Source organism: Microcystis sp. M169S2, assembly GCF_020245865.1.
GTDB lineage: Bacteria > Cyanobacteriota > Cyanobacteriia > Cyanobacteriales > Microcystaceae > Microcystis > Microcystis ichthyoblabe_A.
On the sequence record NZ_JADBUB010000097.1, the window covers coordinates 1 to 22,615 of the forward strand.

At 36.2% G+C, this 22,615-nt stretch carries 12 protein-coding genes and 1 pseudogene; 1 reads left to right on the forward strand and 12 read right to left on the reverse strand.

Going from position 1 to position 22,615, the window contains the following annotated elements:
- Positions 1–113: pseudogene (locus IM485_RS09870) on the forward strand (IS630 family transposase); the annotation flags it as partial.
- Positions 114–351: 238 nt separating this feature from the next.
- On the opposite strand, the gene IM485_RS09875 reads toward IM485_RS09870, so the two are convergent.
- From IM485_RS09875 to IM485_RS09930, 12 genes are all read right to left on the reverse strand, one after another.
- Positions 352–729: a condensation domain-containing protein gene (locus tag IM485_RS09875; RefSeq protein ID WP_287742758.1), complete on the reverse strand. Its 378-nt coding sequence runs from the start codon at positions 727–729 to the stop codon at positions 352–354.
- 89 nt (positions 730–818) lie between these two features.
- Positions 819–1,595, reverse strand: coding sequence for an SDR family NAD(P)-dependent oxidoreductase (locus IM485_RS09880; RefSeq protein WP_002733257.1), 777 nt, complete (start codon positions 1,593–1,595; stop codon positions 819–821).
- Positions 1,596–1,656: 61 nt separating this feature from the next.
- Positions 1,657–3,393 (reverse strand): condensation domain-containing protein, encoded by a 1,737-nt coding sequence (locus IM485_RS09885; RefSeq protein ID WP_287742761.1) that lies wholly within the window; start codon positions 3,391–3,393, stop codon positions 1,657–1,659.
- Positions 3,394–3,431: 38 nt separating this feature from the next.
- A complete protein-coding gene (locus IM485_RS09890) occupies positions 3,432–6,710 on the reverse strand; it encodes a non-ribosomal peptide synthetase (protein ID WP_287742764.1) in 3,279 nt (1,092 codons plus the stop codon).
- Between the two features lie 91 nt (positions 6,711–6,801).
- The gene (locus IM485_RS09895) at positions 6,802–7,746 is read right to left on the reverse strand and encodes a putative capsular polysaccharide synthesis family protein (protein WP_287742766.1); all 945 of its coding nucleotides are present in this window, start codon (positions 7,744–7,746) and stop codon (positions 6,802–6,804) included.
- Between the two features lie 38 nt (positions 7,747–7,784).
- Positions 7,785–8,585: an SDR family oxidoreductase gene (locus IM485_RS09900; RefSeq protein WP_061432418.1), complete on the reverse strand. Its 801-nt coding sequence runs from the start codon at positions 8,583–8,585 to the stop codon at positions 7,785–7,787.
- A 48-nt stretch (positions 8,586–8,633) separates the two neighbouring features.
- Complete coding sequence (locus IM485_RS09905; protein ID WP_287742770.1) at positions 8,634–9,260, reverse strand: cupin domain-containing protein; 627 nt, start codon at positions 9,258–9,260, stop codon at positions 8,634–8,636.
- A gap of 96 nt (positions 9,261–9,356) precedes the next feature.
- Positions 9,357–9,989: a LysR family transcriptional regulator gene (locus IM485_RS09910; RefSeq protein WP_287742772.1), complete on the reverse strand. Its 633-nt coding sequence runs from the start codon at positions 9,987–9,989 to the stop codon at positions 9,357–9,359.
- Positions 9,983–11,026 carry a type 2 isopentenyl-diphosphate Delta-isomerase gene (gene fni / locus IM485_RS09915; protein ID WP_287742775.1) on the reverse strand — a complete coding sequence of 348 codons (1,044 nt, stop codon included), beginning with the start codon at positions 11,024–11,026 and terminating at the stop codon, positions 9,983–9,985. The genes IM485_RS09910 and fni overlap by 7 nt, the downstream gene beginning before the upstream one ends.
- A gap of 39 nt (positions 11,027–11,065) precedes the next feature.
- The gene (locus IM485_RS09920; protein WP_287742778.1) at positions 11,066–15,850 is read right to left on the reverse strand and encodes a non-ribosomal peptide synthetase; all 4,785 of its coding nucleotides are present in this window, start codon (positions 15,848–15,850) and stop codon (positions 11,066–11,068) included.
- 123 nt (positions 15,851–15,973) lie between these two features.
- The gene (locus tag IM485_RS09925) at positions 15,974–17,851 is read right to left on the reverse strand and encodes a TubC N-terminal docking domain-related protein (protein ID WP_287742781.1); all 1,878 of its coding nucleotides are present in this window, start codon (positions 17,849–17,851) and stop codon (positions 15,974–15,976) included.
- Between the two features lie 244 nt (positions 17,852–18,095).
- Positions 18,096–22,355 (reverse strand): non-ribosomal peptide synthetase, encoded by a 4,260-nt coding sequence (locus IM485_RS09930; protein ID WP_287742783.1) that lies wholly within the window; start codon positions 22,353–22,355, stop codon positions 18,096–18,098.
- Positions 22,356–22,615: the final 260 nt, after the last annotated feature.

Consider the following 22,615-nt stretch of genomic DNA (forward strand, 5'->3'; position numbering starts at 1 on the left):
CTCCTGACTTAAATGATATCGAACATGATTTTAGTGCATTAAAGAGGGCAAGAATGTATGCTCCTGTGGGGACACCCCTTGATGAAATTATTCGTACTTATTGTGTCGCCTAGTGTCTCGTTCTTATTTGAAATAACTATAAACATAAGATTTTACTCGTGAAATTAATGAATGGATGAGATAAGCTGGTGCAATTCAGCTTATCGGGTATGATTAAATCGACATTTATTGTGTTAAAAACCCACTTTTAGTAAAATATGCAAAATAACTGTTGTCTTTGCCAAACGGGAAAATCACCGTATTGAATAGGGAAATTTGGTCAAGGATTAGATTATTTTTGTAAAAAGCTTCCTATAAATGAGAAAGTTCTTGTAGTAAATCCAATAAAGACAAATTTAACTGAATTTTTAATTTAATAATTTGTCGAGGAGTTTTGTCAACTTCTTGAAAACAAGTTCGCAACAATTCATGACGTTGCATAATAGTTTCCAAAGCTTTTCTAAAGATATTAACGTCCAAATTGCCGTCAATTTGAAAGCGAAACGGCATATTATAGGTATAGCCGTTAGCTTCTAATTGGTACAAAAACCAAAGTCGTTCTTGAGAAAAAGAAAGCGGTACAAGTTGAGACGGATTCCTAGGAGGTATCGTATTTGTTTTTACACCGATTCCTTTTTTTTGTAGTAACAGCTTGAGTAATTTCTGTTTGTCTTGAGAGTTATGGTTCATTTTTGACATGGGTTAAATAGGATTAATTCAGTGATTTTAGGTTGGTTTGATGGATACAAATCAACCTAAAAATTGTTTAATTATTGATGCTAAATAGCAGTATAACCTCCATCTACCATTAAAATTGCTCCAGTTACATAAGAGGAAGCTTCGGACGCTAAAAACACGACAGGGCCAATTAACTCTTCTAAATCTCCGGTTCGTTTCATGGGAATTCTAGTATATAATTCGTCCATTTCATCGGAAGTTGAACGTAAACCTTCTGTTCCTTCCATCATATTATTCATATACCCCGGTGCAAAAGCATTGACTCGAATTTTGTGACTAGCTAATTCGACCGCTAGGGATTTTACTAATTGATTGACACCACCTTTTGCGGCGCTATATGCTCCTGAAGATTTGGGAACAGCAACGAAAGCACAGATAGAAGAATTCATAATAATTGATCCCTTTGTTCCTTGTTTGATCATTTGTTTGGTTGCGAGTTGAGCGCAATTAAAATAACCTTTTAAGTCAACATTAATAACCTGATCCCATTCAAATTCCTCTAATTCATCAGTGTTTTTGAGAATTTCAACCCCTGCATTACAGACCATAATATCGAGTTGACCATAATTAGCAACCGTCTGGTTAATTAAATTCTGACAAGCTTGACGTTGACGAACATCGGTCTGGATTGCGATGGCCTCGCCTCCTGCTTCTTGAATCAGTTGAACCGTTTGTTCAGCACCAACTTGATTAATATCACCAATTACTACCTTAGCTCCAGCTTGTGCTAATCCTTGCGCTAATACCCGACCAATTCCTCGGGCAGCACCCGTGATAATTGCAACTTTACCTGTTAAATCAAAGAGATGATTTGTCATTTTTTTTCTGTATTTTTTTTGTAATTATACCATTTTTAAAGCTAGGGAAATACGCTTAAACTCATTTATTTTTAAAGGTTGTGATTAGACGTGCTACAGTGGGATTTTCAAAAAAATCACGCAAAGTACAATTAATTTTAAGAATTTTACCGATTTTATCAATTACCTGAATAACTTTTTGAGAATCCCCCCCAAGGTCAAAAAAGTTATCATTAACACTAATTTCTTCTAATTCTAAAACTTCTTGCCAGATATTGACCATGGTTTCTCTAGTTAGATTATGGGGTAAGTCATTAGATTTAATTTCATTGATTGATAAAGACAAGGGGGAAGTATTGTCTGAGAAAGAGACGGATTCAGAGAAAGGACATAGATCAGAAATGGTTTTATTAGGATCAGTGACAATATTCTTCAATAACTGCTGAAAATATTGTCCCATTTGAGTAATAGTTTCAGCCGTAAATAAATCAGCTTTATACACGAAAGCACCTTTCATACCTTGCTCAGTTTCTTCAAGGGATATAGTTAAATCATTTTCGGCACTATGGGGTTCTATATCCATTTTTAATAACTCGTCTGTGACTGTCAGATTAATAAATTTTAAATCTTGTTTAGGAGCATTCTGGAAAAGGAAAATGACTTGATGAAACAAAGCATATTGAGTATCCCTAATGGGTTTTAATTTTTCCACTAACGTGATAAAAGGAATTTCTTGATAAGCATCAAACTCTAAACTCATCTCTTTTACTTGATGCAGCAAGTCTCGAAAATTGGCTTGACCTTCTACATGAGTATATAAGGGGAGAAACTGAACCATAAGTCCGATTAAATCTTGTGTTTCGGGTTGGTTACGATTAGCCGCAACTCCACCAATAATAATTTCTGTCTGTTCTGTATAGTAAAAGAGTAATATTTTTAAGGCGGCTAATAAAGTCATATACAAAGTCGCTTTTTCTTGATGACTTAATGACTTTAATGCGTCTGTTAAGTTTTGGGAAATGAGGAAATGATGAATAGCTGCTTCAACAGGTTGAGCCGTTGTGCGTGGGTAATCAGTAGGAAGTTTTAAAATGGGTGGGTTAATCCCTATATGTTTCTTCCAAAAATTCAGCTGAGATTGCCATGAATTATCTTTTATTGATTGCCATTGCCACAGAGAAAAGTCACCATATTGAATCGGTAATTCAGGCAAAGGTGAAGGTTTATTCAGACAAAAAGCTTCATAAAGAATGCCTAACTCTTTAGTCAAAATATTCAAAGACCAACCATCAGCAATAATATGATGGATTGTCATAATTAACAGATAGTTATTTTCAGAAAATTTTATAATTTTACTGCGAAATAATGAATCTTTTTCTAAATCAAAAGATCGGTTAATTTCTGCTGATAACAATCTTTGGGTTTCTTTTTTTTGCTCCACTTCACTAAGTCTTTGTAGGTCAAGACTTGAAAAATCAAAAACTGGATCATCTGTAATTTTTTGGAACACTTTTCCATCTATACAAGTAAAAGTTGTCCGCAAACTTTCATGACGTTTGACAATTTCTCTTAAGCTTTCCTCTAGTGCAGGAACATTAAGCAAGCCTTCAATGCGATAAATACAAGGCAAGTTATAAATACAATTTTCTGGATAAAATTGAGCAAAAAACCAAAGTTCTAACTGAGTTAAAGAGATAGGAATTAATTCAGAGTTGGATGATTGGCGTTTAGGTATAGTATTTACTTTTTTAAAACTAATACCTTTTTTTTGAAGCAGGAGCTTGAGTAATTTTTGTTGATCTTGAGAGTTGTTTTTCATTTGTAATTAATAATTCAGAAGTGGTTGACTTATTTTTTTTAGTTTTGAGATAATAAAGCTTGAACTTCTTCTGGTGAAAGTTGGGAAATTTCTTGAACCGTTACGGCAATTTCATTTAGTAACCCTTCATTCCCCACTAATTCAATCATGACTTGAGTTAATTGGCTGATGGTTGAGTGATTAAAAAGTTGACGCACAGAAACTTCAATTTCTAAGGTTTGACGGATTTTACTAATCAGTTGAATCACTTTTAAAGAATGCCCACCTAACAGAAAGAAATCGTCTTCAATCCCAACTCGTTCGACTTCTAAAATTTCTGCCCAAATTACCGCTAAAACTTCTTCAATTGCAGTTCGAGGAGCGACATAATTTTGAGTTAACGATAAGGGGTTTTTATCGGGTATTGGTAAGACTTTTCGATCAACTTTACCGTTAGGACTGAGTTGAAAAGATTCCATCACCACAAAAGCAGAGGGAATCATATAGTCGGGTAGCCAGTTTTCAAGGAAATGACGTAATTCAACTTGGTTTACGGTTTCACCTGGACGGGGAATAAAATAAGCGGCTAAATATTTTTCTCTGGCGGTTTCTCCCTGAACTGTAGCAATGGCTTGGGCAATTTGAGGATGTTGATTTAAAATAGTTTCTACTTCCCCTAATTCAATTCTATAACCTCTAACTTTCACCACATCATCAATTCTTCCTAAATATTCAATGTCTCCATTGGGTAAATAACGAGCTAAATCTCCAGTTTTATACAGCAATGAATTATCGCTAAAGGGATTAGCAATAAATTTTTCTTTGGTTAATTGGGGATTGTTGAAATAACCCCGCGCTAAACCGCCACCCGCAACATATAACTCGCCAGTGACTCCGATGGGTACAGGTTGAAGATGAGAATTTAAAATATAAACTTGCACATTAATCGCGGGTTTACCAATGGGAATATACTTCGGCCAAAGCTCAGGATTAGGGTCAAAGGTATAACTGGTAACGATATCCGCTTCTGTGGGACCATAATAATTGTAAAGGGTACAATGTTCGAGTTTTTTGAATGTAGAAATCATCGCTGGAGTAATTTGTAATTGCTCTCCAGCTGAAATAATTTCACGCAAGTTAGCAAATAAGTAGGTTTCCTCACTATAGGTTTCAATTAATTGTTGTAACAAAGTAACGGGCAAAATCGCTTTATGAATGGGGTTATTTGCCAATAATTGACTTATTTTAGCAAGGTCTAAGCGGGCATCTTCTGGAACAATAAATAAGGTTCCTCCTAAACACCAGGCTGCAAACATTTCGTGATAGCTAACATCGAAATTGAAGGGAGCAAATTGTAAGAAATTTCTCTCCGGTGACATTTTCGCTTGATGATGCTCAATAATATTCGTTAAGGATTGATGCAGGATCATAATCCCTTTGGGTACACCCGTAGAGCCTGAACTATAAATAATATAGGCCAACTCCTCTAAACCCACTGGGTTGTCAAGATTAGTCTTGGGTTCTAAGGCAATTTCTGACCCTTGTTCATCCAATAAAATCCGTTGAGAAATGGTTTCACTGTTTAAGAGGGATTGACAATCTTTTTGGGTTAATAAGGTTTTGATTTGGGTGTCTTGCAGGATGTAAGAAAGTCTTTCTTGAGGATAGGTTGGGTCTAGGGGAACACAAACACCGCCTACTTTTAACACCGCTAAAACGGCAATCACCATATTAAGAGATCGTTCTAAACAAATCCCGACTAAGGATTGAAAACTCACCCCAATTTTTCGTAAATAATGAGCCAGTTGATTAGCAGATTCATTCAGTTCTTGGTAGGTTAATTGTTGCTCTTGAAAAACAACGGCAATGGCTGAAGTAGTTTTGAGAGTTTGTTGCTCAAATAATTCATGAACGCACTGTTTTAGGAGTTTTTCAGGTGCAGTTTGATTCCATTCAATTAATAATAATTGACGTTCAGCTTCCGTTAATAAAGGTAAGTCTTGAATCCGACGATGGGGATTAATGGCGATTCCTTCTAATAAGGTTTTAAAATGACCTAATATCCGTTCAATGGTGTCATTTTCAAATCGTTCTTGAGGATAAATAATTTTAATACTTAAGGCTTCTCCAGGGGTGACAATAACCGTTAAGGGATAATCAGCATTGCCATAATCTTGCATTTCACCGACTTGTAAACCGCCTAAATTATCACTATCATTTTCGCTAAAGGGTAAATTTTCAAAGACAACAAAACTTTCAAAAACTGAATGAGGGGCAGGAATTTCACTCCATTTTTGAATATCAATTAGAGAACTATAACTATATTGCTCTCGTTCTAAATGCTCTTGTTGTAATTGTTGAAACCAAGTTAATAATTCAAGTTGAGACTCAATTTGGATGCGAACGGGTAAGGTATTTAAAAACATCCCCACCATCGATTCAATCCCAGTAAAATTGGGCGGTCGTCCCGAAACGGTTGCCCCAAATACAATATCAGATTCACTACTATAATGATGCAATAATAAAGCCCAAGCTCCTTGAATTAGGGTAGAAAGAGTAAGGCGATATTCTTGGGCGAGTAATTTCAGACGACTGGTAATTTCTGGAGAAAGTTTTAATTTTTGATCAAGATAATTTTTACTTTGAGTAACAAGAGGATTTAACGGTTTATCAACGACTAATGGAGTTGGAGAGGTAAAACCTTGAAGATTTTTTCGCCAAAATCGTTCGGCTTCAGTTTGATCTTGCTGTTGTAGCCAATTAATATAGTCTTGATAAGGGCGGGGTGTGGGTAAATTGACGGGTTGATAGTTGATGAGTCCAGCGTAAAAATCGAAAACTTCTTTCAACAGAATTGCTGTTGCCCAACCATCTAATAAAATATGATGTCCAGTATGGATAAATTCATATTTTTGATCTTCAAATCGAATTAAATGACATCGAATTAAGGGGACTTTATCTAATTCAAAATATTGCTCTTTATCAGAGGTTAATAATTCCTGAAATTTAGTTTCTTGTTCGGCGGGAGAATGTGATCGCCAATCCTGATTAAACCAAGGCAAGGTGACATTTTTTCTAACCACTTGTAAAGGCTGTTTGGTTTTTTTCCAAGCAAAACAAGTCCGTAAAATACTATGTCTATCTACTACTTTTTGCCAAGCTTGTTGGAACGCATTAATATCTAAATTGCCTTGCAAGGTGATTTGAATTTGTGATAAATACGTCTTTGATTCTGGATTATATAAAGAATGAAACAGCATCCCCTGCTGCATGGGAGAAAGGGGATAAATGGATTCAATATCTTTTTTACTAACCCTAGATTGTTGAGGTGTTACCATTATTTTTCCCAATAGATTAAATAAAAATGTGCGTGAGTTTATTGAATCAAATTTTATTCAATAAATACGATAAACTTAGAACGAATTACCTTTAACGTTGACTAGACCACTTGAGTTTAAATTTGTTAATTTCTTCATCGGTGTAAAAATGACTCACTAATGGTTGATCATAAATTTCTTCTAAATATTCATCACTAAAGGTGAGACTATTTTTAAAATTTTCATAGATACGATGATACTCCAAATCTACGTCAATCAATTTCAATTTTTGGTAATCTAATTTCTCAATTCCAAAGAAAGCTTGTGTCATTTCTTGTAAACAAGAGTCAAGTTTTTCTAATTTGAATAATAATAACTCAATTTTTTTGTCAGGAAATTCAACAATTGTATAACCTTTTTCTTTGGGAAAATCAATCTCACTGATATCAATTCCAAAAACAGATTTTAACTCTAATTCAAACCAATCAAACTGTTTGCTAAAAACAAATTTTTGTGACCAAAAACAATTTACCATATCGTCAATTGTAATTAATCCTTCCTTAAATTTTCGGAAAAATTGGGGAAAAGCAGACTCACAATCGATAATTTGCAAAAACCAAGAAATATTACGAGCGATGGGATCTCTTACTCCCGCAATAATTCTGATCTTATCCTTATCCTTAATTGTTTCGAGATGATCACTTAAATATTTGGTGGTCAAAGAATGTTCTATCGTACTCAAATAATAAGGTTGAGTAAGATGAATTTTATCCCAAATTTTGGCAACAATTTCTGGGTTTAAATTATGAACATGATACACCGCTTTTTCTGGAAAGGTTCTTTTAATAGCCAGATAAAGATTAGCAGAACCAACTTTACCCATTTGATAAACCAGGATCACCGAAGGTTGTTCAAGCTCTTGTTTAAATTTGTGTTTCAGCCTCCAAATATTAACATTATTGATAAGATAGGAAAAAATGGGAAAGTTACGAGTATCTTTAGTCGGATAATAGGGAACAAATTTGTCTAACATTTGAGATTTAGATTCGCTATTCATAACACTTGTGGTTGTTGATTTTGGCTTGACAGATCAATTTAAAATGCTGACGAGGATAAACCCCCATCTATCGGAATCGTAATTCCCGTTATATAACTCGCACATTCAGAAGCTAAAAATACAACGAGATTAGCAAATTCTTCAGTCGTACCAATCCGATTCATGGGAATTGTTTTTAGAATTCCTTCTCGGATTAAATCTGGGGTTGTTCCTTGCTTTTTGGCATAAATTTCTAAATATTCTCGATGTCTAGGGGTGTCAATAACGCCGGGGTTAACACTATTAATTAAAACATTATAGGGGGCGGTTTGTCTAGCTACTGATTTGGTAAAATTCATTAAAGCTGCATTGACAACACCCGATTTAACTAAACGAGGAGATGGTTCTTTTCCCGATGTCCCAATGATATTAACAATTCTTCCCCAATGTTGTTTTTTCATAATCGGTAACACTAAATTGGTTAATCGAATATAACCCATTAATTTTCCTTGAAAAACGTTTAACCAATCTTCATCGGAAAGGTTTTCAATTAAATTCTCAGCAAAGTTAGCTCCTTCAGAATTATTTACTAAAATGTCAATTTTGCCATATTGATTTAAAGAGTTCTGTATTAATTGTTCAGAATCTTGAGCTTGATGGACATCAGCCACTAAACGCAGAATTTCTTGGACAGGATAAGCTTGAGCCAGAGATTGATAAGCTTGTTCTAAGCGTTGGGAATTGCGACCACAAATAATTAAGTGACAGCCTTCTTCTGCTAATTTTTCAGCAATGGTAAACCCAATTCCCGCACTACTTCCCGTAATCAAAGCCACTTTATCTTTTAATCCTAAATCCATAAACTTTGTCCTAGCATTTTGAGGTTAAACTTAAAATCATAAAACGAACTAAATTAAAATTTTAATCAAATTAATATCTTGTTTCGATGAATTATATCCCTTTTTTAAAACTTTTGAAGGAGCATAATAAATTTGACCATATTCTAAAAACTGTCCTTCATTTTCTATGGAGATTTCTAATTTTCCATTCAAAATAAATCCGATTTCTTCTTGCTCACCTTGATGTGGGGGAATGGAATAACCAGAAGGGATTTTCATCATAACAATTTCAAACCAAGAACCCTTAACAGATTGACAAGGTAAATGAGTGTTTTTATCTTGGTTGTTGGATAGTGTTAATAAAACATCTTCTGACGGTAAAGCAGAGGTAATCCGTTTAAGATCAAATCCAATCATCGGTTCTGATAAAGGATTAAAAGCACCATGAGGAATATTGCCATCAGCTATATAAACATCTTGCAAAGGTCTTAAGGGTTTAATCAAATCTTTAATATACAGTTCTAGTTCTGCTGAGAATACCATGCCAATTTGACTTTCAGGATGTTGGTGGGATTCAAGTTTAGCATTAGGAGCTATAACGTATAATTGAAAAATGGTATCTTGGCATTGAAAAACCTCTAATTCTACATGAGGATTGAGTTTAATAGGCTTGGGAATTGGGAAAAATTCAGACATGATTTTAGGGTACAGGTTCAAAATGAAATTGAGATTTAAACTCTCAATTATTTTTATGTGATGAAGGCAACTATTTTGAGCGGATAGGGAGTTTTTTTAGGTATGCACAGGTAAATAAATACTTTGAATCATGGTGTTTTCCTTTTTGTGAAATAAAGACCAACTCATCTCAATTTTACCATATTGTGAAATAAATTCTAAATCATATTCTCGGAGGGCATTTTCATTGGTAATGGCTAAATCTGCCAACCCTTGTTTAACTTGAATAGCGGCCACACTGGTAGAATTGACAAATTTGATTTTCATCTTATTTTGATTCAGGTCGCCAGGTAATAAATAGGGAAGTAAAGGAAGAGGAGCGGGATGAGTAACCAGGGTACAATTTTCTAAAACGATTTCTTCATTTTTTCGCTTGGCTAATCCGTAAACGGGTGTGGGATAGGTGAAGATAAAACCTAGTTTAAACCTCGGTTCCATATAGAAATCATTAATTTTTTCATAGGCATGGGGGACTAACGCCAAATCTATCTGATTTTCGAGTAAAGATTCTTTTAAATCTGTAAAGCTATCAAATAAATGACTATTAACCGAAATCTGTTGTAATTTCCATTGAGAAATTAGATAATTTAAGGTTTGTTCACTACTGGTTTCTTTTGGACCCAAAGTGCCAACGCTTAAGGTTTTGACATCAAGCTGGGGATAACACAATTCCATTGAAAACTTTAACATGGTTTTAAGGCTCCTGAATTTTTAAGGGTGGATAAATTAGGATTTCCGGTGCAAAATAAAACAATTTCAAGTTCAGCAATTAAAAATTTTACCAACTCATCAACGGCGGCTTCTGATTCAATCGCTGCTACGAGAAACGGTCGAGCCAACCCTCCTAAATCGGCTCCTAAAGCGATGGATTTGGCAAGGTCTAAGCCATTTTTTAAGCCCCCAGAAGCAATTAAAGGAATGGTTGAATTCATTGACCGAATGGCGGTAATACATTCAGCCGTAGGTAAACCCCAATCGGCAAAAACTTGTCCGAGATGCCTTTGTCTGTTGTCTTTGGCTCTTTGGCTTTCGACTTTGGCCCAGGACGTGCCTCCGGCTCCCGCCACATCAATCGCGGCGACTCCGGCTTCAATTAATTGTTTGGCCATCACCGCAGAGATGCCATTTCCGACTTCTTTGGCGATGACAGGAACGGGTAATTGAGCGCAAATTTGCTGAATTTTAGCGAGTAACCCTTTAAAATTAGAATCGCCTCCCGATTGCACCCATTCTTGTAAAGGATTGAGATGCAGAATTAAGGCATCAGCTTCTAATAATTCCACCAATTTTAAACAGTCTTCTAAACCGCAGCCGTAATTTAACTGTACAGCCCCTAAATTCGCTAACAGGAGAATATCTGGTGCCAGAGAACGGACTGCAAAGGTCGGCGCTAATTCCGGTTGTTCGAGTGCAATGCGTTGAGAACCCACCCCCATCGCTAAACCATAGCGTTGAGCGACCGTTGCCAATCGAGTATTGACTAAATGGGCTAATTCTGTTCCTCCAGTCATGGAAGAGATGAGAATTGGAGCTTTTAGAGATTTCCCCAAAAAGGTTGTCCCCAGTTCAATATCGCTACGGTCAAGTTCAGGAAGACAACAATGGGTAAAACGATATTTTTCTAAATCGCTTGTAAGTTGTTGAAATTCTACATCTTCTTCGATACAAACTCGCAGATGTTCGCTTTTACGATTTTCAATTTCACTGGGAAGATTAGGCGATGACATAGTTGTTATCAAGCATGAGGGTTAAACATTAAATTGAGTTTAAAAATCAAGTTCTGAAAGCAGTTCATCTAATTCTGCCTGATTAAGATCCGCATCGGGAAAATCCGATGGAGTATAGCCTCCTTCTACCGATAAACAATGGTTAATCAGGCTTTCTAAAGAATCTCGATAGGCAGCGGCTAAATTTTTGATCGTTGTTTGATGATGAAAATTTTCACTATATTGCCATTCCATATCAAGTTGCCCATCAACCACAATTCCATGAATCGCAATTAAATGGGAACGTTGTCCCAAAGGACTATGAATGGAACCACTGGATTCTTGAGATAATTTCCAGCCTATCTCGCCGATTTGATGGCTTGTAAATTGACCTAAATAATTAAAGCTGACTTGAGCTTTAGGGTAATTTTTTAACGGGGATTGAATCGTTAAATCTGAATTCAGATAATATCCAATTCCATAATCAAATCCCCGATTCGGAATTTGTCGTAATTGCTCTTTAATGGACTTGAGACATTCACCCGGATGGTGAAGATTTTCTAAGGTGAAAAAGACGGGAAAAATACTGGTAAACCAACCCACAGTTCGAGATAAATTCACGGATTCAATTACATTCTCTCTTCCATGACCTTCCATGTCAAGCAAAAGCTGATCACTTCCTGTCCAATGGCCAAAAGCTTGGACTAAAGCAGTCAATAAAATATCATTAATTTGGGTGTTATAAGCTTGCGGAACCTCCTGTAATAGTAAGCGGGTTTGTTCTTCGGTTAAGGTGAAAGAAACCGTTTTGGCATGGGCAACAATGTTGGACTGAGCTTCACCTTGACAGTCCAAAGGAAGAGGAGAAATTGAGGGAAAATCACGGTTTAGCCAATACTTGAATTGAGCGTAAAATTCTGGGGTTTTAGCATAGTTTTGCAGTTCCTCAGCCCAAGTTTTAAAAGAACTGGTTTTAGGAGGAAGTTGCAGGGGCTTTTGGTTTTCTAATTGCTGGTAAATAGTGACGAAATCTTCGAGGATAATCCGCCAAGAAATTCCATCTACTGCTAAATGATGAATTACAATTAACATTTTTCCACTCTCACCCAAGGCGAAGAAAACCACCGCCATTAAGGGACCTTCCTCTAAGTTGAGTACCCGTTGTTGAACCTCGGAAATTTCTGCCATCTTGGTTAATTGTTCATCGCAAGATAGATGGGATAAATCCACCTTTTCAAAAGCAAAATTATTGCAATCATCGCTGTGATTTTGTTGCCATTTTTCTCCTTGTTGAACAAACCGTAACCGCAAGGCATCATGGTGATAGAGTAATTTAGAAATAGTTTGTTTTAATAAATCTGGTTGTAGATTATTGGGAACCTCTAACAAGATAGATTGATTAAAGTGATGACGTTCGGGCCAGTTTTGTTCAAAAAACCATTTTTGAATCGGAGTTAAGGGGACTTCACCTGTAACTAATCCCTGGTCAATTTCAGTGATAGCAGTTGTCTCCGCTACGGTGGCTAATTGAGCGATTGTCTGATAGCTAAATAGTTGTTTAGGAGTAATTTCTAATCCCGCTTGATTAGCTTTAGCGACAATTTGAATGGCGATAATTGAATCGCCTCCTAATTCAAAGAAATTCTCATTAATACTAATTTGATTTTGCCCTAAAACTTCCTGCCAAATTTGGGCTAGAATTGTTTCTTTCTCGTTACTAGGAAGAAGATAATTTTCTAATTCATTAACATCAATTTCTGGTATAGGTAAAACACTGCGATCAATTTTTCCATTCTGATTAAGAGTAAAAGCATCTAAGAAAATCAAGAAAGCAGGAATCATATAATTGGGCAGCTTTTCTTGGAGAAAAATTCGTAATTCTGGCTGAGTGAGTTGTTTATCTTTCGGAACAACATAAGCATACAAACGCTTGATTCCAAGTAGATCTTCTCTGGCGATAACAATTCCATCTTTGACTTGAGGATGCTGAAATAAAACGGCTTCTATCTCGCCCAATTCAATTCTAAAACCTCTGATTTTTACCTGATGATCAATCCGTCCAATAAATTCAATATTCCCATCGGCTAAATAGCGTACTATATCACCTGTTTTATACAGACGTGCTGACGAATCTTGACTAAAAGGATTGGGAATAAATTTTTGTTCAGTTAAGTCAGGACGATTGAGATAACAACGGGCTAAACCATCACCACCAATATGCAATTCGCCTTTAACACCAATAGGAACAGGTTGCAAATAGGGATCAAGAATATAAATTTCTGTATTAGCTAAAGGACGACCAATTGGAATAGTTGTAGCTTCTGAAGGAATATTTTTAATTAAATACCAAGAGGTAAAAGTTGTGCTTTCTGTTGGCCCATAAACATGAAGTAAATTTTGAGCGGTTCCTTTATTAAGGGATTCTTTGACCCATTGAGGATCAACTGCTTCGCCACCAAAAAGTAAATATCTTAAGCTTTGAAAAGCATGGGGAATAGTCTGAACTAACTGATTAAATAACGCTGTCGTTAAGAATAAAATAGTAATTTGATATTTTTGGAGAAAATGAACAAATTTTTCAGGAGAAAGAACTGTATCTTTATCTACTCCTATTAACTGTGCGCCATGTATCAGCACCCCCCAAATTTCAAAAGTAGCGGCATCAAAAGAAGGATTAGAAACCTGAGCCATTCTATCAGTTGGTTTTAAATATATATAGTTAGTATTACAGACTAAACGAGTCACTCCTCGATGGGGAATAGCAACTCCTTTAGGTTTACCTGTAGAACCTGAAGTATAGATGACGTAGGCTAAATTCTCAGCGTTAACATGACTGAGAGGATTCTGTTTACTTTGTTGTTTAATTGGGTCTTCATCTTGTTCTAAACAAATCAATTGATTGACTGTTGTTGGTAGTTTTTTGATGAGGTGCTGTTGCGTTAATAAAATTTTGATTTCAGCATCATTTATGATAGATTCAAGTCGTTCTTCGGGATAGCTTGTGTCCAGTGGTACATAAGCTCCTCCAGCTTTTAAGATTCCTAAAAATCCAATAATCATTAAGGGCAATCGCTCGACACAAATCCCAATTAATTGATCTGGTTTAACCCCTAATTTTTGTAAATAACGGGCAATCTGATTGGCTTTTTGATTTAACTGTTCATAGGTGAGGGATTGTTCTCCATCGATGACCGCTATAGCATCAGGTGTTTTAACAACCTGTTCTTCAAATAACTGATGAATACAGTAATGATGAGGATAAGACGTTTGAGTTTGATTCCATTCTACTAATAATTGCTGTTTTTCCGATTCAGTCAGTAACGGTAATTCCCCGACGGTTTGCTGAGGATTGGCTACAATTCCTTTTAATAAAGTTTGGAAATGACCCACCATGCGGGTAATTCTTTCGGCGGTAAATAGGTCGCTATCATATTCCCAAAAACCTTCTAAATAAGCTCCTTTTTCGGTTTCAATTTCCTCTAAAACTAAGCTGAGATCAAATTTAATTCTCTGGTTTTCAACGGCTAGATATTGAGCTTTTAAATTGGGTAATTCTAAAGCATTGAGGGGGGCATTTTGCAGCGCAAACATTACCTGAAATAAGGGATTATAACTTAAACTTCGTTCTATTTCTAACCCATCAACCACTTGCTCAAAGGGTACATCTTGATTGGCATAAGCTTCTAAAACAACATTGCGAGCTTGCTGTAATAATCCTGAAAAAGTCCGATTTCCTTCTAGGGAATTCCGCAGCACTAAAGTATTGACAAAAAAACCAATCAAAGGTTCAATTTCTTGTCGGTTTCGGTTGGCGGTGGGTGTCCCGATTAAAATATCATCCTGACCACTATAACGAAAGAGTAAAGTGTTTAAAGCAGCCAGTAAGGTCATAAATAAAGTCACCCCCGACTTTTGGCTCAAAAGTTTCAGTTTTTCTGTGAGTTCTGAGTCAATTTGAAACGAGATACTATGACCTCGAAAATTGGCAGTAGCTGGACGGGGTTTATCGGTTGGAAGTTCTAATAAAGGAGGGGCACCCGTTAATTGTTTTTTCCAATAATTTAACTGATTTTCTAAGATTTCACCTTGTAACCATTGTCTTTGCCATACCGCAAAATCCGCATATTGTATAGGTAATTCGGGTAAATCTACGGTTGAATTGGATAAAAATGCCTGATAAAATTCAGATAATTCTTTAAATAAAATGCCTTTTGACCAACCATCGATAATAATATGATGGAAGACGTTGACTAAAATATAATTTTCATATCCCAGATCAAACAGAGTACATCGTAATAGGGGAGATTGGGTTAAATCAAAGGGTTTTTGTAGTTCTTCAATAATCTGTTTGTCAATTTGCTCTTGGGGGATATCTTTTAAATTAACAACTAATAATTTAATCTTCAGAGATGGAGCAATTTTTTGAATAGGTTTTCCTTCAACCATTGGAAAGGTTGTCCGTAAGCTCTCATGGCGTTGAATAATAGCATTAATCGTTTGCTCTAAAATATCAATGTTTAAGCGTCCCGTTAAACGGATGGTTAGAGCTTCATTATAAGCTGGATTTTGCCGATCCATCTGATAGAGAAACCACATTCTCTGTTGAGCAAAAGATAGGGGTAAATCTTCAGTTCGGGCAACGCTATTAATTACGGATTCAAGGGGTTTAGATGGTGTTGTTGCACTTCTTAAAAAAGTGAGAATTTCTGGTTTTCTTGTCCCGATTTCTTGCTTAATTTCTGGTGTCATTGCTCCTTGGGGAGCTTGATATTTTAACTTTTCTTCCTCAAGCCAAAGCTTGATGTCTAAACTATTTAAGTAAGATAAAAATTCTGCGACTTTCATTAATAGTATCCTTTTCCTTAATTAATGTTCTGGTATTTTTGGAATGGGGGTGATGTTTGGCTGGGTTCAGTAGCCCTAACTTGAGCTACTGTTAGAAATCCAATCAACTTGATTCGTCTATTTTTATCGGTTTATTGCCTCTAAATATTGTTTTTTAATGCTGTGTAAATTACGAGGTTCGTTCTTAGGAGAAAACAGCCCATCAGTCTCCCATTTACTGGCATCCAAACTAATTGCCCAAGCATTTAACCAGGGGTGTTCGTTAATTTTAGTTAACAGTTCGGGACTGGTATCCTCTAAGGCAATTTGAAAAATGACTTGAGCAAATTCTTCTAATAATTTTAAGCTGGCTCGATAAGCTTCTATGATTTCAGCTTCGGTTTTATTAGATTGTAAATTCCGGGTTCGCAGTTCATTCACAAAGGGGATTGCTAAGTAATCAATAAATTCAAAGCTAACCCGACCCAGGGATTGATTTGCCCAATCTCGGAATAGTTGTTGTATTCGATAGGAAAGAGGGAAAAATTCTGCATTAATCTGTTGAACTTTCATCTTAAGTTCCGGGTCAAGGAAGATGGAATTAAACATCATTAAGCAACCAAATGTCCATCCAGCTAACGTATCCCAGATCATTTTTGTTGCCATCACTATCCCATTTCCCATACAGTTGTAGGAATTTTGGATATTAAAGGTTAACCCATCGTGATAGGTTAAATAAAAGTGATTGGCATCGTCAACTCTTTCGGGAGTTAGTTGACCTTTAAGGTCAAGTTCAATCATTTGGGTGGTTAAAGAATTGCCAAAACCAATACTATCTGAACCAGGGGAATAAAAAGGATCGGGAAATAAACCGGCTTCACCAACACAAGTCCAACGATCAAAGGAAAAGACTTGTTTGGAGGAGTAACTATATTTCGGCATCTTTCTAAAGTCTTCAGGGGATTTACCTTCTAAATGAGCCGCTAAAACGGGTTCATTTTCCCTTAACCACTGCAAGGCTAATTCATAGTTATGATAATTTTTTAACGGGTGAATATCTTGACGAGTCACAATGCCAATACTGGTATAACCTGTGGATAAAGGAATTAACCAAACCCAGTATCCTTCACCGCATAAATGATTTGTAGAATAATAACGGTTGTTATTAGGAACACGCCGATGCCATTTTTCTTCACTGGCTGGCACAAAATTGCTGACATCAAAACGACACTCAACTCGGAACCAAACCGCACTGTAATTATTATGATTAGGTTTCGCTAAACCGAGTTTCTTCTGTATAAATCGACGGCGACCCATCGCATCGACAACCCATCGGGATTTAATACAATGAGTTTTTTGATTCGCTCCACTACCTTGAGTATAAATAATTTTATGCTGTTGCTGTAGCCCTTCAGCAAACTCGATGTCTTGAACTGAACAACTTTCCTTAAGATCAATTCCAGCTTCAATATTAAATTGGCGTAAATCATTTTCTAATTTCCCCCGATCAATTTGATAAGATTTAGGATCATGAAACTCTGATAATCCCAGTTCAGGTCTTTTATGAAATTCAGTTTCTTGAGGTTTGAAAAAATAACGTAATCCCAGTTTAGATAAATGTTGATTGTTAAAATAATCGGTTAACTGCAGCGTATTTGCTAAATAAAAAGCACCAACTTCAACGGTTGATTCCCCCACTTTAAAACCAGCTTCGGGTAAAGGACGAGCCATTTTATCAAGAACAACAACGGAAAGATTAGGTTGTTTAAGTTTTAACTGTCTCGCTAAGGTTAAACCCGCTAATCCACCGCCACAAATTGCCACATCATAGTCTGTTTCCGAACTAAAATTGTCAGCTTGTTCACGCAATAAGACGATGAGTTCTTCTTTATGCTCTTTCAATTGTTCGAGTAAATCGGGAGTCATAACACCTTGGGGAGAACGATAGCGCAGCTTATCTCCTTCCATCCAAATTGTCACACCTAAATGATTCAGATGCGATAAAAATTCAACTGTTTTCATAAATTTAAGTCCCTCAAAGACTAAACACTATAGACCAAACAAAAATTATCAATGGCGGGGAGTCGGTGGTTATTGTTAAAGTCAGTTGCTATGGGAGCAACCGCTTACATACTCCACAAAAAGACTGTTTTAAACCGAGACTATTTATAGCATATTCTGGATGATAAATTTTAGTGATGGATACAATTTTTTACATTTTTTCCCAAAAGGGTTCTGAAAAGCTTAAATTTTAGTTAACCTATTTTCATAATTCTCCTTCTTCATAATTTTCTGCGGCTGTTGTCATAACTTTACCACTTTTGGATACACTTTGACTATTGTTGGCTACATTAAGCACCTCAATCGTTTGAGTTAAACTGGCAACAGTTGGATATTCTAATAAACTGTGCAAAGACAATTCTACCGAGAAAACATCGCGTAAACGAGAGATGACTTGACTGGCCAGCAAGGAATGTCCTCCTAGTTCAAAGAAATTGTCATGAATTCCAATTTGAGATAGATTTAACACCTTTTGCCAAATCTTAGCAACTTGACGTTCAGCTTCCGTTCTGGGTGCTATCAATTCGTTATTTTCTTTGCCTTGTAGTTCCTTGAGTAATTGCCGCTTATCAATGTCTCCATTATCCTTAATAGGCAGAGATTGTCGCAGAACTAGGGGACATTGATAGGACGTTCCCAATCGATCTTTTAGACTAACATGATTAGGTAGATTGACCGATTGAACTGTAGATTTACGGGTGTAATAAGCCGTTAACTTTTGGCATCCTTCAGACCTAGATGTGAAACGATTAATCTTGCTATTACTCCCATCTAAACCGATTATTAATTGTCTTTGGTTGTGATATAAACTGGTTAGAAATGAGTCTAAACCTTGCCGTACTGTCATATCATAATACCCTTGAGATCGGGTTATGTATTGCATCTGATAACCTTGGCTAATCCCGGTTTCTTGCCAAGTTGTCCAACTGTAACAATAACTGGGGAACAAATTCTTAGATTTTTGATAGCTGTTCAAAGACTCAAGGAAACTATTAGCCGCCGCATAGGAACCCAAAGCCGCTCCTCCAAAAAAACTAGCCAAGGAAGAAAAACTAATAAAAATTCCCTGAGATTCTTTGAGAAGTTGATGTAAAACCCAAGTTCCTATTACTTTAGGACGAAGAATTGTCGATAAACCCTCTTGATTTTCGTCCAGAAGTAAACAATCTTTGTAAATTCCAGCCAGATGAATCACCCCATTAAGTTCTCCTTGCCATTGTTTTTTCACCTGTTCTACAGCCTGTTTAACTTGAGTGAAATTAGCCACATCTACCGACTGGTAAATGACTTCTCCCCCAAGGTTTTCTAAAGCTTGGAGATTTTTGATTTTTAAGGATAATTGATCTTCGACTTTGAGGTACTCACTCCAGAGGTGTTTTTCTGGTAAAGGTGTTTTTCCAATTAATAGTAAACGAGCTTGATAATTTTTGAGCAAATACTGAGCAATTTGTCTGCCAATCCCTCCTAGTCCTCCGGTAATCAGATAAATTCCCCCTGATTTAAAGGGTAATTCCTGTTGGGTGTGTTGAAGTAAATTGACTTTTTCCAAACCTGCGATTAAACGTTTCCCGTTGCGATAGGCAATTTCTCTTTCCTTGGATAAAACGGATAGTTCTTGCAGCAGATAACTGAGATTAATTTCGGTTTGATCCAGAGGTAAATCCAGATGACGAGTATTTAACCAAGGAAGTTCTTGAGCTAGGGTTTTGATCAGTCCTAAAACTGGAGATTTTTCATAGGCAATTTCATCTGTTTCTATGACAAATTGACTATAACTGGAAACAAATAGCAATTGAATTTTTGAGTTAAAATCATGAATTTTAGCTAAGGCTTGAACTAGAAATAATAAATCATAAATTCCTCGCTCTTGTGCTTTTTCTAACTGTTCAATTGTTGAAATTTCTCCCTGATAGTCTTGATAAGTCCCCAGATGAATAATATTGCTAAGGATAATTTTTCGCTCGGATAAAGATGCCATTAACTGTTGATAATGATTGGCTGTCCCGGGTCTGAGGGTATAGCAATTTTGACTGATTTGAGAAAATTCTTCCGCTGCTAAAACCGTGATACAGGGTAAGTTTTGACCTTGGATTTTTTCTGCTAAAGATGCTCCTAAACCCAAGCAATCCAGAAAAATTAAAGTACAATACTTGGAAAGTTCTGGTTTTAAGTTAACTGGAGATCGAGGTTTCCAAACTTTCTGGTAAAACCAATCAGGAAGGGTTTGAGCATTTTCTAACAAAAGATCTATTTCTTTTAAAATAGAATTAAATTCTCCATTTCCGAACCGTTTTGTTAATTGCGATCGCTGAATTTTACCAATGGAAGTTTTAGGAATTTCAGTTTTATTTAAGGGGATTAAATATTCAGGATTAACACCAAAACTGTTAATTACTTTTCGTCTAATCTTTTTCAGAAGTTCCGCTAGATGCTGGTGGTCAAAGGTTTCTGCACTAAAAAATAAAGCTAATTGATCGGTACTATTCCTAGGATCATAAACAGCACAAGCGGCGGTGTAGGACACTTCTACTTCTTCAATGGTTTCAACCACAGTTTCAATTTCATGGCTATAATAATTGACTCCATTAATAATAATGGTTTCTTTACTTCTTCCAGTAATAACTAAATGACCGTTACTAATAAATGCTAAATCTCCTGTCTTAAACCAGCCATCTTTTAAGAAAGCGTCTTGATTCGCTTCTGGGTTTTTATAATACCCCGGTGAAACTGCATCTCCTTTAACTTGTAAATGACCAATGGTTTCTTCTGGTAATAGGGAATTATCAGCATTAACAATTCTAATTGATATACCCGGAATGGGTAATCCTAAATCCGTAAAGGTTGCACCATTGGGATGTTCAGGATGGACTCGTTTTAGGGAAGAATTCAAGGATAATTTATCAACCGTATGAAAGAGTAATGGCTGTTGATCTGTAGGCTGATAATAGGTAATTCCTGACCCCATTTCTGCCATCCCAAAAGCAGGACGCATCGCCGTTTTTTTCAGATTATATTGAAGATGAAGGGTGTTAATAAATTCTCCAACTGCTTGACCAGAAACGGCTTCACCCGCTGCCAAAAAGAATTTGACACAATCTAAATTCCAATTTTGATCCGGTTCTTTTTTTAAAGCTTCATTGATCAAATTATAGGCAAAATTAGGAGCCCAACTGTGGGTAATTCGATATTGATCAATTAAATCTAACCAATTCAAAGGACGACCTAATATATATTCAGTTTGAACATAAACCATTTGGCATCCTAACTGGACACAGCGAATATTCCAGTCGGAAATACTTCCAATATGATCAAAAGGAAGCCAATTAAGAATAATATCGTCGTTTTGATGTTCACAAATGATGTTTGTTCCTCGCGCACGAGAGATGACATTTTTATGGGTTAATGAGATACATTTCGGTATTCCTGTACTGCCTGATGTTAGATTAAAGAACGCGATATCATCCGGTTGACCAATAGGAGGCTGATGGGGAGAATGAGTTTTTAATTCTTCAATAAAACTCAAGCTTAAGGGTTGATTAGGCAACCATTGTTCTAAATATTTTATCTCTTGCTGACGGGATTGATTTGTGATAATAATAGGCTCATCTAACAACTGCCAAACTTGACATATTTTATGAATTTCATTATTAAAATCTTTATAGCTGGGTGGCACTGAAATAATAACAGGAATAAATCCCCCTAAAAGACACCCCCAAAATGCGGAAATGATATCATAGTTTTCCGATAGCTGAAGAATTACTTTATCGTGAGCTTGTAAACCCTGCTTTTGTAATCCGGCTTGTATTTGTTGAGCGTCTTCCCATAATTGTTGATAGGATTGAAAAACTTCTGATCCATTAGATTGAATATAAATAATCCCTTTATTTGAATAATTTTCAGCAGCTTTTTGGAGGATTTCTGCCAAGGTTTTCGGTTGAAGTTCAGATTCTTCTAAAAGCTGTCCGTGACTGATTCCAGATTGATTGTTAGAAGTGTGAATCCCCAGATGAATCGGGGTTTCAGATTTTTGATGATCATTTTTTTTCTCTATTTTTAAGGGCAATAATTCGGATAGATGTAGGGGTAAAATTTTGTTCTTTTTAGAAGTCATGACGACAGCAACTTGATCGATATCTGACAAAGAGCGCAGTTTTTCTTCTGTTTCCTGAACTTGATGATTATCGATAATTTCAATATTCTTTAATGCAGTTTCATCGACATCACCGCTATCGGTTAAGGGTAAACTGGAAATTTGCACATAGATATTAGGTAGAAGATTGTCCGGTAACTGAGACTGTAAATCGGAGGACAATTGTTCAGAATTCCAAGCTCCAGAGGAAACGATATAGGCGACTAATTCATCCTCTCGTACCATAAAATAGCAATCTTCAATTAAGGGATTTGATAAAAATACTTCTGCTAATTTATGACAATTTAATTGTGGATTTTTCTGTTCTGTCCTCATACCTAAAATCCTCGTTTTTGTGTACATCTTGCCAATTCAATTCTGAATTTCATCACTGTCTGAGCTATCACATAATAGCTCATTCGGGGTACGATAGTCAAGACATTTTCGAGGAGGATGGTTAATTAAGTTTACGGCTCTTTCTATTTCCTCTGGCTTAAGGATTTTTCAATTCGTTCCCTTCTACCACCGACTCAGTTACTTTTTAAAAGGGTTGTTTTCAGTTGTTTCGGCGAGTCTCACTCTCATACTAAATCCTG

Excerpts from the sequence above, each read along its gene's own strand:
- IM485_RS09875 (WP_287742758.1), bottom strand. The coding sequence starts at position 729 with ATGAACCATAACTCTCAAGACAAACAGAAATTACTCAAGCTGTTACTA.
- IM485_RS09880 (WP_002733257.1), bottom strand. The coding sequence starts at position 1,595 with ATGACAAATCATCTCTTTGATTTAACAGGTAAAGTTGCAATTATCACG.
- IM485_RS09885 (WP_287742761.1), bottom strand. The coding sequence starts at position 3,393 with ATGAAAAACAACTCTCAAGATCAACAAAAATTACTCAAGCTCCTGCTT.
- IM485_RS09890 (WP_287742764.1), bottom strand. The coding sequence starts at position 6,710 with ATGGTAACACCTCAACAATCTAGGGTTAGTAAAAAAGATATTGAATCC.
- IM485_RS09895 (WP_287742766.1), bottom strand. The coding sequence starts at position 7,746 with ATGAATAGCGAATCTAAATCTCAAATGTTAGACAAATTTGTTCCCTAT.
- IM485_RS09900 (WP_061432418.1), bottom strand. The coding sequence starts at position 8,585 with ATGGATTTAGGATTAAAAGATAAAGTGGCTTTGATTACGGGAAGTAGT.
- IM485_RS09905 (WP_287742770.1), bottom strand. The coding sequence starts at position 9,260 with ATGTCTGAATTTTTCCCAATTCCCAAGCCTATTAAACTCAATCCTCAT.
- IM485_RS09910 (WP_287742772.1), bottom strand. The coding sequence starts at position 9,989 with ATGTTAAAGTTTTCAATGGAATTGTGTTATCCCCAGCTTGATGTCAAA.
- fni (WP_287742775.1), bottom strand. The coding sequence starts at position 11,026 with ATGTCATCGCCTAATCTTCCCAGTGAAATTGAAAATCGTAAAAGCGAA.
- IM485_RS09920 (WP_287742778.1), bottom strand. The coding sequence starts at position 15,850 with ATGAAAGTCGCAGAATTTTTATCTTACTTAAATAGTTTAGACATCAAG.
- IM485_RS09925 (WP_287742781.1), bottom strand. The coding sequence starts at position 17,851 with ATGAAAACAGTTGAATTTTTATCGCATCTGAATCATTTAGGTGTGACA.
- IM485_RS09930 (WP_287742783.1), bottom strand. The coding sequence starts at position 22,355 with ATGAGGACAGAACAGAAAAATCCACAATTAAATTGTCATAAATTAGCA.